Genomic DNA, 14,426 nt, shown 5'->3' with positions numbered 1-14,426 from the left:
AAAAATAGAAAATTAAAATTATAATTACAAGATTTTTTAAAGACGGAAGTATAATAATATCCTAAATTAGCGTTTTTTTAGAGACAGAACTAAAAATCATTGTGAATAAAGTTAAACACATCATAGTACTATTAATGCTAAGTCAAATAGTAAACGCACAGGTAGGCGGAGAAAGTACGTTTAACTTTTTAAACACTTCAACCTTTGCAAGACAGGTTGCTTTGGGTGGAAAAATTCTCACTTTTATTGATGATGTGAATCAGCCAACCTGGAATCCTTCGGTTATAAATAATAGCTTACACAAGCAACTGGCAGTAAACTACACAAGTTATCTTGCTGGGATTAATATTGGTTCCATATCGTATGCTTATGAAATTAACAAACATTTTGAAACCTTACACGGAAGTATTAAATACGTGAATTACGGTACCTTAATTAGAGCAGACCAAGAAGGAAACGAACAAGGTACTTTTGGTGCGAATGACATTGCAATCTCTATAGGGTATGCGAGAAATATTCCACGTAGTGACTTTTATTATGGCGGAAATATAAAACTAATTTATTCGGCAATTGACTCTTTTTCTTCCTCAGGAGTAGCTATCGATTTAGGAATTACCTATTACAGTGCCAACCATCCTTTTATAGTAGCATTGGTAGCTAGAAATATTGGAACCCAACTTGTAGCGTATGATGCAACAAAAGAAAAATTACCATTAGAAGTTGCATTAGGTGTTTCTTATCGCTTAGAACGTGTTCCATTGCGTTGGTACCTAACGCTAGATAATTTACAAAAATGGAAGGTAGCAGTTCCCAATCCATCGAACCAAACCTCAGATTTAGATGTAACGTTACCGAAGAAAATATTACATTTTTAGACAATGTTTTTAGACATGTAATTGTTGGCGCTGAATTATTTCCAACCAGCCCAGTAAATTTACGAATAGGTTACAATTTTAGACGCAGTAAAGAACTGCAATTGCAAAATGTGCGATCTTTTGGTGGTTTATCCTTTGGTTTTGGTTTAAAAATGAACCGTTTAAAATTCAATTATGCCTATTCAAAATTTCATTCCGCTGCAAACACAAGTACCTTCAGCTTGCAAATTGATTTAGACAGAAAATCCCGAGGAAAAACCCCTAGTAGATACTAAAATCTGACGTATATTTGTATCCCTAATTACTTACAAATGACGAAAAAAATTACCATAGCGATAGACGGGTTTTCTTCCACAGGAAAAAGTACCATTGCTAAACAGTTGGCAAAAGAATTATCTTACATTTATGTAGATACAGGAGCTATGTATCGAGCAGTAACCTTATACGCTATGGAGAATAATTTTGTTTCCGAAACATTTTTACATACCGAAAAACTTATCTCAAAATTACCAACTATCACGCTGAGTTTTCACTTTAACAAAGACCTAGGCTTTGCAGAAATGTATTTGAATGGTAAAAATGTAGAAAGAGCTATAAGAACCATTGAAGTTTCTAATTTAGTAAGTAAAATTGCCGCCATTTCTGCTGTTAGAAAAAAACTTGTTGCAGAACAGCAAGAAATGGGAAAGAATAAGGGAATTGTTATGGATGGCCGTGATATAGGTACTGTTGTTTTTCCGGATGCTGAGCTAAAAATATTCATGACTGCATCTGCGGAAACTCGTGCACAAAGGCGTTTTCAAGAACTAGTCGAAAGAGGGGATCAAGTGAGTTTTGAAGCCGTACTTCACAATGTAAAAGAAAGAGATCATCTAGACTCTACGAGAAGCGATTCTCCGTTGGTAAAAGCAAAAGACGCAATTGCTATCGACAACTCTAAAATAGATAAAGACGAACAATTCTCTCAAATCTTATCTTTGGTTAACGATAAATTATCTTAGTAACTAAAAACAGGTTTTTTAGAATCGTCTATTTCAAGTAAAAGGTGCGTAATAAAACAAATACGCAATTCTCACGAATTACAACAATATTTTAAACCTTTGGAAAACAGTACTTTGTTATTTTAAACAAAACATAAACCTTTAAAAAACAGATGATTATAATATTTTAGTTTTTAAAGAGATAGTAAAGAAAAAAAAATCAGACAATACCAAAAGAAGGTCTACTACATCGTGCATAGTAGCTTAATCTTCCTCTAAAGTTTCCGTAGTAGAACTCGCAGCATACCTTCGCCATTTCTCCAAGCAATTTAATATATCTTGTGGAAGTTCGGAATTAAATTGCAAAAACTCACCTGTTTTTGGATGTGTGAAACCAAGTGTTTTTGCATGAAGCGCTTGTCTTGGTAATACTTTGAAGCAATTATCCACAAATTGTTTATACTTAGAAAATGTAGTGCCTTTTAAAATTCGATCGCCACCATAGCGCTCATCGTTAAATAACGTATGCCCTATGTATTTAAAATGAGCTCGTATTTGATGCGTTCTACCAGTTTCTAGTTTACACTGCACCAAGGTCACATAATTGAAACGCTCTATTACTTTAAAATGTGTAACTGCATGTTTTCCATAGTCGCCTTCTGGAAAAACAGTCATTTGTAATTTATCGGTAAAACTGCGTCCTATGTTCCCGGTGATTGTTCCCTCGTCATCTGCAATATCACCCCAAACTAGGGCATAGTATAACCGTTCTGTTGTGCGATCGAAAAACTGTTTTGATAAATGTGCCATCGCATATTCCGTCTTGGCTACCACTAATAAACCACTGGTGTCCTTATCGATTCTGTGCACCAAACCAGGTCGTTCACTACTATTATTCGGTAAATTTTCAATGTGATGAATAAGACCATTAACCAAGGTACCGGAATAGTTACCATGTCCTGGATGCACCACCATACCGGGCGGCTTGTTCACCACAATAACCTCATCATCTTCGAATACGATGTTTAGAGGAATATCTTCCGCTACTAACAAATTCTCATGTGGAGGATACGAAAGAACCACGCGTACTACGTCTTTAGGTTTTACCTTATAGTTTGGCTTTACAGCAAGTTCATTCACCAAAACATTTCCGGCTTTAGCAGCTTGTTGAATTTTATTTCTAGTGGCATTTTCAATGAAATTCATTAAAAATTTATCTACGCGCAACGGTTCTTGACCTTCTGTTGCAACAAAGCGATAATGTTCGTATAAATCATCGTTCTCTGTTTCCGAATTATTATTCTTGTCTTCTTGCATCATTACGAATGGCTTTACATTTTTAATTGCCGTCGCCTAATATAAAATTTATAGTAGATTGTTTGGGTAGTTTTGTTCCAGGTTGTAAATCTTCCCCATTGTGTTTTAAACCTCTAACGACGTCTTTCCCTTTATCTTTCACATAAGTAATCTCATCTCCAACTAAAAATCCGGAAGAAAGTAAAATACTAGTAGCCAATCGTTTGGTTTTACCATTTAAATCAGGAATTTCAACATCTCGGTATTTGGATGGATTTAGCGTGAGGTAAATTTTTCTATTTTCCTTTACAAAATCTCCAGCCTCAGGATCTTGCTCAATTACCGATTTTTTAGGGTAATCCGGATTGTAATTTGCACTATCGATAACTACAAATTGTAGATCTAGTGTTTCTAACCTAGTTTTCACATCTGCTAAAGCTAGTTTGTCCAAATTAGGAACTTGAATTTTTTGCCCGTGATTCGTGGTCATTCCCAACCACCATTGTAATAAAAATACAAATAATAAAAGCGATAAAATAGCAATACCTATTTGTACTAAAAATGATTTACTTTTTAAAAAGCCAAAGAATCCTTTTATATGTTCCATAAAATTATGCATAACTGATTTTTATAATAAAAAACAAATTTACATTAAAAATAGTATATAACTAACCATACTAAATTGGTTATTCGGTGAATTATTAAACTTCCAAATATCAAAGGGGATAAAGAGTTTTTTTTGGTAAGTTTGTAACTAGCATTTAATTTTAAAAAAACAGTTCGAAACTTGGATAACATGAAAAAAAATATAGCTATTGTTATGGGGGGATATTCCTCGGAAGTTGCTATTTCATTAGGAAGTGGCGAAGTAGTATACCAACATCTAAGTCGAAAAAAATACAGCCCTTATAAAGTACATATTGTAGTGGAAGGATGGTATGTTCAGGAGGGAGAAACAACTTACCCTATCGACAAAAATGATTTTTCATTTGTTAAAAATGGTAAAAAAATAATTTTCGATTGTGTGTTTAATGCCATTCATGGGCATCCAGGAGAGAACGGCAGTTTTCTCGCGTATTTAGAGCTTTTAAATTTACCCCACACCTCTGCTCCATTTTATCAAATGGCACTTACCTTTAACAAAAGAGACACTCTTAGTGTTATCAAACACTACAAAATCCCAACGGCAAAATCAGTTTACCTAAATAGTGGAGATAGTATCGATGTCGAAGCAATTGTACAAAAGATAGGACTTCCTTGTTTTGTGAAACCAAATAATGCTGGGTCTAGTTTCGGAATCTCCAAGGTACATACAAAAGAAATGCTACTACCTGCTATTGCAAAGGCATATAAAGAAGATTCAGAAATTTTAATAGAAAGTTTTTTAGACGGGATGGAGGTTTCTGTTGGTGTTATTGAGTATAAAAATGAAATTATAGTACTTCCAATTACAGAAATTGTCTCTGAAAATGATTTTTTTGATTACGAAGCAAAGTATCTAGGGAAATCTGAAGAAATAACACCTGCAAGACTTTCCAAAACACAAGAAGAAAAAATTCGCGCTATCGCCAAAAAAGTGTATGAAGTTTTACAAATGCGAGGATTCTCCCGATCAGAATTTATTATAGTGCATGGAGAACCACATTTTTTAGAAATTAATACTGTTCCAGGACTAACTGAAGCCAGTATCTTACCACAACAGGCAGCAACATATGGCATTTCTCTTGAGGACTTATTTGACAATGCTATTACACAGACGCAACAAAAAACATAATACAAATACTGGTATCTCCAGATCTAAACCCACAACAAAATGAAAAAAGCAATATTTCCCGGATCTTTTGACCCAATCACATTGGGCCATTTTGACATAATTGAAAGAGGAGTTACTCTTTTTGATGAATTGATCATTGCCATAGGAATCAATGCAGATAAAAAATATATGTTTTCTTTAGAGGAAAGAAAAGCTTTTATAGAAAATACATTTGCACACGAACCAAAAATAAAGGTAGTTACCTACAGTGGTTTAACCGTTAATTTTTGTAAAGAACAAAATGCCCAATTTATACTCCGAGGACTTCGAAATCCTGCAGATTTTGAATTCGAAAAAGCAATTGCGCATACCAACAGAAAATTATCGGAAATTGAAACAGTTTTCTTACTGACATCCTCCGGAAAAAGCTATATATCATCCTCTATAGTAAGAGATGTTATCCGAAATAATGGAGACTATACCGGTCTAGTACCTAAGGCTGTAAGAATTTAATTTATGAGAAAAATTACCCTATTCCTGCTGCTCCTTGGAGCAATTGCTTGTAAGGATACAAAAAGTGATTTTATAACCTTATTTGAAACATCAAATGGAACAGAAACTCCGAAATATGAAGAGGTAATCGAATATTACCGGTCACTATCTAATGCGTATCGAGAAATTTCCATGTTTGAAATAGGAACCACAGATACAGGAAAACCGCTGCATATAGTGGTGTTTAACACCGATGGTGAAATATCAAAAAAAGAACTAGCCAATAGTACAAAAATTAAGGTTTTAATTAATAACGGAATCCATCCTGGAGAGTCCGATGGAATTGATGCTTCCATGCTTTTTTTAAGAGATATTGTTCGTAACGACACTTTAAAAAAACAATATCAAAATGCACTTATTACAATAATCCCTGTGTATAATATTGGTGGCGCTTTATTCAGAAATTCACATTCTAGAGCCAATCAAAACGGCCCGAAAGAATACGGTTTTCGGGGCAATGCACGGAATTATGATTTGAACAGAGATTTTATAAAGCAAGACACTAAAAACTCGGCGAGTTTTGCAAAGATATTTCATCTTATTAACCCAGATATATTTGTAGACAATCACGTAAGTAATGGTGCCGATTATCAATATGCCATAACGCATTTGTTTACCCAACACAATAAGTTAGGAGGAATTCTCGGCACTTACTTAGAAAAAGAAATGCGACCTTATTTGGAAAGTTCCTTAGCGAAGCAAGATATTCCAATTACACCTTATGTTAATGTTTGGGGAAGTACACCAGAAAAAGGATGGTCTCAGTTTTTTGATTCTCCAAGATACTCGACAGGGTATACAAGTTTATTTAACACCCTGGGCTTAATGGTAGAAACACATATGCTAAAACCATATAAAATAAGAGTAGAGCAAACCTACGCTTTACTGTTCTCTGTCGTTAATTTTGCTGTGGAAAACAACCTTACTATTAAAAGCAAACGAAAAGATGCCATAGAATTCTGGCAAAATAAAAAAGACTATCCAATTCATTACAGTGTGGATAACGAAAATCCTAGTAGTATCACTTTTAAGGGTTATGAAGGAAACTATATCGATAGTAAAGTGACTAATGGAAAACGATTGTTTTACGATAAAAGTAAACCGTATGAAAAAGAGGTAAATTACTTTAATAATTTTACCGTATCCAAAGAAGTACAAGTTCCTGAGGCCTATATTTTAAAACAAGGATGGCATGAAGTTATTGAAAGACTAAACAACAATAATATTACCTACAGGGTTTTAGAAAAGGATACCATGATGCAAGTGGTGGAGCAACATATTGAAAGTTTTGACACCAAAAAGGAGGCATACGAAGGACATTATTTACACTATAACACCGTGGTGAGGAAAAACAAAAAGCACCTTACTTTTTCTGAAGGAGATCTTTTCATTCCAACCCGTCAACAAGGAATACGCTACTTGGTAGAAACGCTTGAAGCAGAGGCGACAGATTCTTTTTTCAACTGGAATTTCTTCGACACAATTCTCCAACAAAAGGAAGGATTTTCCTCCTATGTATTTGAAGATATCGCATTTGATTTTTTACAAAACAACCCTGAAATTAAAGCCGAATTAGATAAAAAAATTAAAACGGATAGTAGCTTTGCAAAAAATCCTTACCAGCAATTATACTTTATATACCAAAAAACACCACATTACGAAGAGGCGCACCTACGACTCCCGATATACAAACTTGAATAACTAAAAAAAGCTCGTTACAAAATAACGAGCTTTTTAAATATATTACATAAAGTTACCTACTTGCCTTCCGCAACTTTTTTTGCTTCTTTCTTCAATTTGAAGTTTTCCCAAATAGTTCCTCCAATCCAGTATGGAACTACAAATGTTAATAAAAATATTAATAACCAAAAACCGGCTGTAAATATGAACATAAATAAAACTAATCCGGAAAACTGTGAAAAATCTAACATCTGTATCTATTAAAATTTGTTACGATGACAAAATTAAAACTAATTTTTAATACGAGCAATAAAATATGCTAAAAATCATCTCCTAAAACTGCGAGAATTTGTAATTTTGAACTTCATATTTTTTAGCAATATAAATCATTCGAAATGAAATATAGAATTGAGAAAGACACTATGGGTCAGGTGGAAGTACCTGCAGATAAATATTGGGGAGCACAAACAGAACGCTCTCGAAATAATTTTAAAATTGGACCTGCTGGCTCTATGCCGTTAGAGGTAGTATACGGATTTGCATATTTAAAGAAAGCTGCTGCTTATACCAACTGTGAATTAGGAGTCTTATCAGAAGAAAAAAGAGACCTCATTGCAAAAGTTTGTGATGAAATTTTAGAAGGTAAACACGACGACCAATTTCCCCTTGTAATTTGGCAAACTGGTTCGGGTACACAGTCTAATATGAATGTCAATGAGGTAATTGCTAACAGAGCACATGAAATAGCTGGAAAGACTATTGGAGAGGGCGACAAAACAATTCAACCCAACGATGATGTTAACAAATCACAATCGTCTAACGATACCTTTCCTACAGGAATGCATATCGCGGCTTATAAAAAAATCGTAGAAGTAACTATTCCGGGAATAGAGCAATTGCGAGATACGTTACAAGCAAAATCAGAAGCTTTTAGCGATGTGGTTAAAATTGGTCGTACCCATTTAATGGATGCTACTCCATTAACCCTAGGACAAGAGTTCTCAGGTTATGTAGCGCAATTAAACTTTGGATTAAAGTCTTTAAAGCGATCTTTAGAGCACCTAGCACAACTAGCCCTTGGTGGTACTGCTGTTGGGACTGGGTTAAACACACCACAAGGATATGATGTTCTCGTTGCTAAATACATTGCAGAATTCACCAAGTTACCTTTTGTAACAGCAGAAAATAAATTTGAAGCCTTGGCTGCCCATGATGCTTTAGTAGAAACGCACGGCGCTTTGAAGCAATTAGCGGTTTCTTTGAACAAAATCGCCAATGATATTCGATTAATGGCTTCGGGGCCAAGATCAGGTATTGGAGAAATTATCATTCCTGCCAACGAACCTGGTTCTTCTATCATGCCAGGAAAAGTTAATCCAACACAAGCAGAGGCTATCACGATGGTATGTGCTCAGGTAATGGGGAATGATGTAGCTGTAACGGTTGGAGGAACACAAGGACACTACGAGTTAAATGTGTTTAAACCGATGATGGCTGCCAATGTTTTAGCATCTGCGCAACTAATTGGAGACGCATGTGTGTCTTTCGATGTAAATTGTGCTGCTGGGATTGAACCTAACCACACAAGAATTAAAGAACTCGTAAACAACTCATTAATGCTTGTAACTGCCTTAAATACTAAAATAGGTTATTACAAAGCAGCTGAGATAGCAAATACAGCACATGCGAATGGCACCACCCTAAAAGAAGAAGCTGTTTCTCTTGGATACGTAACAGAAGAAGAATACGATTCATGGGTAAAACCAGAAGAAATGACGGGAAGTTTAAAATAAATTTAAACTATCCAATCGATAAAAAGCTGCAATAATTTTGCAGCTTTTTGTATCCTTAACAATATTGGTACAAAACGTAATACAAAAGAAAACACCGTTAAAGATACTTTTGCCAGTAGAAATACACTCCAATGAAAGATAGTTGCAGCATAGAGAGTACCAAAAAATTGTAGTAGAACGGAAAGATTCAAAATTTAAAAAAGCATATTGCATGAAAATTACTCTTGAAAATGAAACCCTTGAAATATCAATCAATAAGAAAGGGGCAGAATTGAATAAATTATATGCTAAAAAAACAAATATTGATTATCTATGGAGTCCAAAAGAGCCCTTTTGGCAACGACAATCTCCAATTCTATTTCCGATAGTTGGTCGCCTAAAAGAGGATCAATTTATCGAAAACGATACCAAATACACCTTGCCTAAACACGGCTTTGCAAGAGATGCAGTTTTTACTGTGCTTAGGCAAACTAAAGAAAGTGTAACTCTTGCTTTTAATTATTCGGAAAAAACCCTAGCAATCTATCCTTTTAAATTTAATCTAGAAGTAACCTACAGCTTAAGACAAAACAGCGTAATGGTTCATTTTAAAGTCGTAAATAACGACACGAAAAGGATGTATTTTTCTCTAGGTGCGCATCCTGCATTTTCATGTACGATGAAGCCCGAGGATGCCTTTGAGGATTACTATATTGCATTTGATACCGCAGAAAATGCCTCACAGCTATTCCTGAATAAAACCACTGGATTTAGGAATGGTAAAAGTAAAAATGTACGCATAAACAAAAAACTTCCATTATCGCACAAACTATTTGAAAACGATGCTTTAATCTTCGAAAACATCGAATCTAAAAAGGTTTCTTTACATTCCAAAAAACATAAAAACGGTATTCATATGCACCTTCCTAAATGGCAGTATCTAGCATTTTGGACGCAAAGTACAGGAGCCCCCTTTATTTGCTTTGAACCATGGATGGGAATCAATGACGCAGATACAAGCAATCAGATACTTTCAGAGAAAACGGGAATTATACCATTAGAACCAGAGCAATCGTATGAAAATCACTACACGTTAGAAGTATTTTAATTTCTTATGCATCTGTATTAAAAAGAAGTGCTAAAGATTGTTGCCGTTGAATTTTTTTTGTTGGTGTTTCTACAAATCGAGGAAGAAAAAATACCTCCTTTGGCACCTCGTATTTTGAAAGCGTAGATAGCGCACTAATATTGCGATACAGTGCATCTTTGTCATTGCAATTTTCGGGATCCTCTATGACTACAATTAATTTTTCGCCTAAAATTTTATCCGAAATTCCCGAGACAAAAAACCTTCCCGTAATTACCGTACGTAATTTCTCCTCAATTCGTTCCGGATGGAGCTTTACGCCACCTGAATTAATAACATTATCTGCTCGACCGATCCAAATAAAAGTAGTGTTAGAAAAAAGACGAACCACATCATTGGTTACAATCTGTGTATTCGAAATTTTAGGAGCGTCTATAACCAAACACGCATTAGCATTAGTATGTATGCTAATATTCGGTAAAACATGATACAACTGTTTGTCTACTGCATTGTGGTTAGCTTCGCTGTACTGATTAAGTTTTTTAACTGCAATATGGGTTATTGTTTCCGTCATTCCGTAGGTTGCATATACTTCTGTTGGAATATTCGATAACTTTGCTTGTAAGCTGGAAGAAACTGCACCACCGCCAACTATTAACTTCTTAATTTTTGATATGTCGTGAAGAGAAGCCTCCAACTGCATTGGAACCATTGCTGAAAAATCATAGCTTTTGTTTGTCTTTGCTAGCGGATTGGACACTGGAGATACAATGTCTAAGTGCCACCCTAGCACCATGGCTCTTACCAACATCATTTTGCCAGCAATGTACTCTGGAGTCAAACACAACAGGGCAGATGTCCCTTCGTTCAGATTAAAAAAAGCACCGGTAGCCTTTGCAGAATTCTCCATAAATTCTTTCGGAATAGAAATCGGTTTCGGCGTCCCTGTAGATCCTGAAGTGTTAACAACTACAGAGGATTTTTCATCTAACCAATCTTGTAAAAACCGAAACAGACCACTAGATATACCTGACGCATAACGTAAAATCTCTGTAGTAGAGGAAAAGGTATTTCCATTTAGCTTAAACTCTGGATGCATCGGTCGTACTATTTGATTGCTTGTGTCTCTTCGGAGGGACTTAGTATTGGCTTTGTAATATTACCTGTAAGTTTCTCTTTCCAGTTTTTCCAACTATATTTTTTAGAGAAATAAAGCAATAACAATGGATAAAGTACAAATACAGGCAAGAACATTTCCAACCCAACCGAGGGTTCTGAAACATCAATAAAAAGAGCATCCGTTTGAAAAACTGTCCAATTGGTAGTTACTAAAAATGCAGCCATTATGTTATTAATAGCATGCAATCCCATGGCAAGCTCTAAGCCCTCATCCATTAAGGTAATAATACCAAAAAATAAACCAGTTCCTATGTAAAAAACCATCGCAATATATCCCAATTTTTCAATTTCTGGATTTGCTCCATGTAACAAACCAAAAATAACAGAAGTAATTAGCAACGGAAACCATCTGTTTTTCACTAATACGCCAATTCCTTGCATTAAATACCCCCTAAAAAACAACTCCTCAAAGCTTGTTTGCAGGGGTAAAAATAGAAAAGAAACAAATACCAGGATAATGAATGGAATTGGATGAAAATTCCACACATAGTGCTCTGGGGTAAAAGCTATTCCTAATCCAATAGTAACAGCAGATACAAGCCCCCAAGTTACAAAACCATTAAAAAAGCGACTCCAGTCGATACGCTCTCTACTTGTAACAACCGTTTTAAATGCTCTTTTATGTATAAATTTTACGCCGATATACAAGAATGCCAAAGCAAAAACAAACATTAAAATAACAACAAATAAATACAGATTTTTATCGATGCCAAGTGAGGTAAAATTATCGTTCGCTGCTAGCATAAATTCTTGCGTATTATTAGCGTATAAACCTGCCAAGCCCAACAATGGCAATGCTCCGATAAACTGCCAACCAAAAAACACCATAAAGAGTACAAATACGTATATATACCATTGGTTGTTTCCTTTGTATGCTTGTTGGATAAAGTTCATAATTTTTATAGATTAAAGTTCCAAGCTGCGTTGGAATTGTATTGTAAATTTCCATTGGTAACTTCCAAAGGACTCGAAATATTATTGGTAAAAAGGCTTCCAGTACCTAAACCTTGTGGTAATGGGTTTTTTAGCGTGTACGTCCATTGCGCAATAGCATTTAATCCTACATTACTCTCTAGGGCACTCGTAATCCAATTTCCTGCACGGTATTGGTCTGCGATAGAAATCCATTCTTTGCTACCGGTAAAACCACCAACTAAACTCGGTTTTAATATAATAAATTGCGGCCGAATTGTAGCGATACAATTTACTTTTTGCGCGTAACTAAATATTCCTATTAATTCTTCATCTAAGGCAATAGGTAAGGGCGATTGTTCACACAGTAAAGCCATCTCTTGCCATTGCCCTTGTCGTATAGGTTGTTCGATAGAATGTATATCTAATGCTGCTAATTTATGTAACTTTTCTAGCGCTTCTTTTGGTGTAAACGCCCCGTTAGCGTCTACTCGAAGCGTGATGTCTTTAGCTGTAAATTCTCTTCGAATAGCCTTGAGAAGTGCAAATTCCGTTTCAAAATCAATGGCACCAATTTTCATTTTAATAGTAGTAAAACCTTTGGCTAATTTATGCTTTATCTGTTGCTGCATAAATGCTTTATCCCCCATCCATACAAGACCATTTATAGGGATAACATCCTTCCCATTTGAAAAGTCTGAAGAAAACAACTGAAAAGGGCTCGTGCTTTGCAAACTTAAAAAAGCTTGTTCAACACCAAATTGAATCGATGGATATTCTAATAATTCGTTGAGGAGAAAAGATAATTCGTGGTTTATATTTTCACAAACCCATTGGAGTTTTTCCTCATAATTTGGTCTGTCATCGATACTAAGACCTCTAAATAAACCGCATTCGCCTATACCAATTCCATTGGTACCTTCTATTTGTATAAACCAAGTTTCCTTAGTTCTTAATACACCCCTAGAAGTTCCACTTGCTTGTTTGAATTGCAATAGGTGTCTTTTGTACGATGCTTTCATCATTATTTAGATTCTACATAGTTTTTAAAATTTTGTAAATATCCTAGGTCTTGTTTTTCTAATCTTCCTTTTACAAATGGGAACATACAGCCAAGAATATAATTACTGCTCTTGAAGTTGGCATTTAGCTTTAGAATAGTTCTCGAATCTTTTGCGATAAAGGTATATGCATCCCTTTTTACCAAACCTCCTACCATAGAAAACAAGACAATTTTCTTATTAACCTCAAAATCGAGAATTTTTTGTTCAAAAGAAACCTCTTTTCCTTGATCTTTAACCACGAGATTAAAAATACTTCCAGTGACTTCTGGTGTTGTTTTAACTGTAGTTACCGATTGTATTTCGGGCATCCATTCGGATGCTAATTGCTGGTTACTAAATAACCCAAAAACTTCTTCAAGAGGTTTATCAATTTGAATTTCTTTAGAGTAATTAATCTCTGGAACAAACAAACCAATGGAAAAAAATGCAAGGGAAAAAACAATGATAATACCTAAAATAATCTTTACTCTCTTCATCTAACGAAAATCTGTTTGGCTACTTATAATACAATTGTTTCGCCAATTTCTGGCAACAAAAGTTCTTTTCCCTGACTTTCAAATTTATTTCTCGCTTCGTCTGTATCAATCTCTATTGGAGGAAAGGTATCGTAATGACAGCCTACTACTTTAGAACAAGCTACAAAATCAGAAGCTAGAATTGCATCGTCAACACCCATGGTAAAAGTATCTCCTATCGGTAAAATTGAGGCGGCCAATTTGGTTTGCATCGGAATTAATTTCATATCCATGGTTAATGCCGTATCTCCTGCTATGTAGACAGCTTGGTCTTTGGTTGAAATTACAAAACCTCCTGGTTCGCCTCCATAAGTTCCGTCTGCAAAAGAAGATGTGTGTACTGCTGTAACATACTTCGCTGAAAAAGATTCCGTTGCAAAGGTACCTCCGTGGTTTAAAGGATGCCCCTTCAAATCTTTAGCATTGTAATACCCCACAATCTCGAAGTTCGATACAATTACAGCTCCGGTTCTTTCCGCCAAAACTTCCACGTCTAAAACATGGTCTTGATGTGCATGTGTTAGTAAAATATAGTCTGCTTTGATTTCATCCAATACAATATGGGAAGCTTTGGGGTTACCCGATATAAATGGGTCTATAACAATGTGCTTTCCATTAATTTCAAAACCAAAACACGCATGGCCATAAAAAGTAATCTTCATAATTTAGTTGTTTTGTGCACTGCATCGCATGCAATAGTTAATTCTATTTCTGGTCTAAGGTAAGATTTAAACCAATCTACTTTACAAATTTACTATTCA

At 35.2% G+C, this 14,426-nt stretch carries 14 protein-coding genes; 7 read left to right on the top strand and 7 right to left on the bottom strand.

From position 1 onward, the window contains the following. The first annotated feature begins 101 nt into the window (after positions 1 to 101). Together porQ and cmk are read left to right on the top strand one after the other, a co-directional pair. The gene (porQ, locus tag BSU00_RS02300) at positions 102 to 875 is read left to right on the top strand and encodes a type IX secretion system protein PorQ (protein WP_233188552.1); all 774 of its coding nucleotides are present in this window, start codon (positions 102 to 104) and stop codon (positions 873 to 875) included. A 311-nt stretch (positions 876 to 1,186) separates the two neighbouring features. Then, complete coding sequence (gene cmk, locus BSU00_RS02295; RefSeq protein WP_105002952.1) at positions 1,187 to 1,876, top strand: (d)CMP kinase; 690 nt, start codon at positions 1,187 to 1,189, stop codon at positions 1,874 to 1,876. Positions 1,877 to 2,119: 243 nt separating this feature from the next. Here the strand turns inward: cmk and BSU00_RS02290 are convergent, their stop codons facing one another. Together BSU00_RS02290 and BSU00_RS02285 are read right to left on the bottom strand one after the other, a co-directional pair. Then, positions 2,120 to 3,172 carry an RluA family pseudouridine synthase gene (locus BSU00_RS02290; RefSeq protein WP_105002951.1) on the bottom strand — a complete coding sequence of 351 codons (1,053 nt, stop codon included), beginning with the start codon at positions 3,170 to 3,172 and terminating at the stop codon, positions 2,120 to 2,122. A gap of 22 nt (positions 3,173 to 3,194) precedes the next feature. Next, positions 3,195 to 3,758 (bottom strand): PASTA domain-containing protein, encoded by a 564-nt coding sequence (locus tag BSU00_RS02285; protein ID WP_105002950.1) that lies wholly within the window; start codon positions 3,756 to 3,758, stop codon positions 3,195 to 3,197. 189 nt (positions 3,759 to 3,947) lie between these two features. On the opposite strand from BSU00_RS02285, the gene BSU00_RS02280 reads away from it, so the two are divergent. The 5 genes from BSU00_RS02280 to BSU00_RS02260 all read left to right on the top strand — a co-directional run bounded on the left by BSU00_RS02280 (position 3,948) and on the right by BSU00_RS02260 (position 10,016). Further along, positions 3,948 to 4,925: a D-alanine--D-alanine ligase gene (locus BSU00_RS02280; RefSeq protein ID WP_105002949.1), complete on the top strand. Its 978-nt coding sequence runs from the start codon at positions 3,948 to 3,950 to the stop codon at positions 4,923 to 4,925. 39 nt (positions 4,926 to 4,964) lie between these two features. Continuing rightward, entirely contained in the window at positions 4,965 to 5,417 is a 453-nt protein-coding gene (gene coaD, locus BSU00_RS02275) for a pantetheine-phosphate adenylyltransferase (protein WP_105002948.1), read from the top strand. Between the two features lie 3 nt (positions 5,418 to 5,420). After that, entirely contained in the window at positions 5,421 to 7,157 is a 1,737-nt protein-coding gene (locus BSU00_RS02270) for a M14 family metallopeptidase (RefSeq protein ID WP_105002947.1), read from the top strand. 374 nt (positions 7,158 to 7,531) lie between these two features. Further along, positions 7,532 to 8,929 (top strand): class II fumarate hydratase, encoded by a 1,398-nt coding sequence (gene fumC / locus BSU00_RS02265; RefSeq protein ID WP_105002946.1) that lies wholly within the window; start codon positions 7,532 to 7,534, stop codon positions 8,927 to 8,929. 211 nt (positions 8,930 to 9,140) lie between these two features. After that, positions 9,141 to 10,016 (top strand): aldose 1-epimerase family protein, encoded by an 876-nt coding sequence (locus BSU00_RS02260; protein WP_146104775.1) that lies wholly within the window; start codon positions 9,141 to 9,143, stop codon positions 10,014 to 10,016. 4 nt (positions 10,017 to 10,020) lie between these two features. Here the strand turns inward: BSU00_RS02260 and BSU00_RS02255 are convergent, their stop codons facing one another. The 5 genes from BSU00_RS02255 to BSU00_RS02235 are packed head-to-tail and all read right to left on the bottom strand — an operon-like array spanning position 10,021 to position 14,327. Further along, entirely contained in the window at positions 10,021 to 11,094 is a 1,074-nt protein-coding gene (locus tag BSU00_RS02255; RefSeq protein WP_105002944.1) for an AMP-binding protein, read from the bottom strand. A gap of 8 nt (positions 11,095 to 11,102) precedes the next feature. Next, positions 11,103 to 12,068, bottom strand: coding sequence for a CPBP family intramembrane glutamic endopeptidase (locus BSU00_RS02250; protein WP_105002943.1), 966 nt, complete (start codon positions 12,066 to 12,068; stop codon positions 11,103 to 11,105). A 5-nt stretch (positions 12,069 to 12,073) separates the two neighbouring features. Further along, on the bottom strand, positions 12,074 to 13,111 hold the full coding sequence (locus tag BSU00_RS02245) for an o-succinylbenzoate synthase (RefSeq protein WP_105002942.1): 1,038 nt from the start codon (positions 13,109 to 13,111) through the stop codon (positions 12,074 to 12,076). Continuing rightward, positions 13,111 to 13,626, bottom strand: a complete 516-nt coding sequence (locus BSU00_RS02240; RefSeq protein WP_105002941.1) for an SRPBCC family protein — start codon at positions 13,624 to 13,626, stop codon at positions 13,111 to 13,113. Before BSU00_RS02240 ends, BSU00_RS02245 begins: the two co-directional genes overlap by 1 nt. 23 nt (positions 13,627 to 13,649) lie before the next feature. Beyond that, positions 13,650 to 14,327: a metal-dependent hydrolase gene (locus tag BSU00_RS02235; protein WP_105002940.1), complete on the bottom strand. Its 678-nt coding sequence runs from the start codon at positions 14,325 to 14,327 to the stop codon at positions 13,650 to 13,652. Positions 14,328 to 14,426 lie beyond the last annotated feature (99 nt).

It is taken from the genome of Tenacibaculum sp. SG-28, assembly GCF_002954385.1.
Taxonomy (GTDB): domain Bacteria; phylum Bacteroidota; class Bacteroidia; order Flavobacteriales; family Flavobacteriaceae; genus Polaribacter.
The sequence above is the reverse complement of the archived record's forward strand: the minus strand, read 5'-3'. Positions and strand labels throughout refer to the sequence as shown.

What these genes read in the sequence shown, in the direction of transcription:
- cmk (WP_105002952.1), top strand. Translation starts at nt 1,187, where the DNA reads ATGACGAAAAAAATTACCATAGCGATAGACGGGTTTTCTTCCACAGGA.
- BSU00_RS02290 (WP_105002951.1), bottom strand. Translation starts at nt 3,172, where the DNA reads ATGCAAGAAGACAAGAATAATAATTCGGAAACAGAGAACGATGATTTA.
- BSU00_RS02285 (WP_105002950.1), bottom strand. Translation starts at nt 3,758, where the DNA reads ATGGAACATATAAAAGGATTCTTTGGCTTTTTAAAAAGTAAATCATTT.
- BSU00_RS02280 (WP_105002949.1), top strand. Translation starts at nt 3,948, where the DNA reads ATGAAAAAAAATATAGCTATTGTTATGGGGGGATATTCCTCGGAAGTT.
- coaD (WP_105002948.1), top strand. Translation starts at nt 4,965, where the DNA reads ATGAAAAAAGCAATATTTCCCGGATCTTTTGACCCAATCACATTGGGC.
- BSU00_RS02270 (WP_105002947.1), top strand. Translation starts at nt 5,421, where the DNA reads ATGAGAAAAATTACCCTATTCCTGCTGCTCCTTGGAGCAATTGCTTGT.
- fumC (WP_105002946.1), top strand. Translation starts at nt 7,532, where the DNA reads ATGAAATATAGAATTGAGAAAGACACTATGGGTCAGGTGGAAGTACCT.
- BSU00_RS02260 (WP_146104775.1), top strand. Translation starts at nt 9,141, where the DNA reads ATGAAAATTACTCTTGAAAATGAAACCCTTGAAATATCAATCAATAAG.
- BSU00_RS02255 (WP_105002944.1), bottom strand. Translation starts at nt 11,094, where the DNA reads ATGCATCCAGAGTTTAAGCTAAATGGAAATACCTTTTCCTCTACTACA.
- BSU00_RS02250 (WP_105002943.1), bottom strand. Translation starts at nt 12,068, where the DNA reads ATGAACTTTATCCAACAAGCATACAAAGGAAACAACCAATGGTATATA.
- BSU00_RS02245 (WP_105002942.1), bottom strand. Translation starts at nt 13,111, where the DNA reads ATGATGAAAGCATCGTACAAAAGACACCTATTGCAATTCAAACAAGCA.
- BSU00_RS02240 (WP_105002941.1), bottom strand. Translation starts at nt 13,626, where the DNA reads ATGAAGAGAGTAAAGATTATTTTAGGTATTATCATTGTTTTTTCCCTT.
- BSU00_RS02235 (WP_105002940.1), bottom strand. Translation starts at nt 14,327, where the DNA reads ATGAAGATTACTTTTTATGGCCATGCGTGTTTTGGTTTTGAAATTAAT.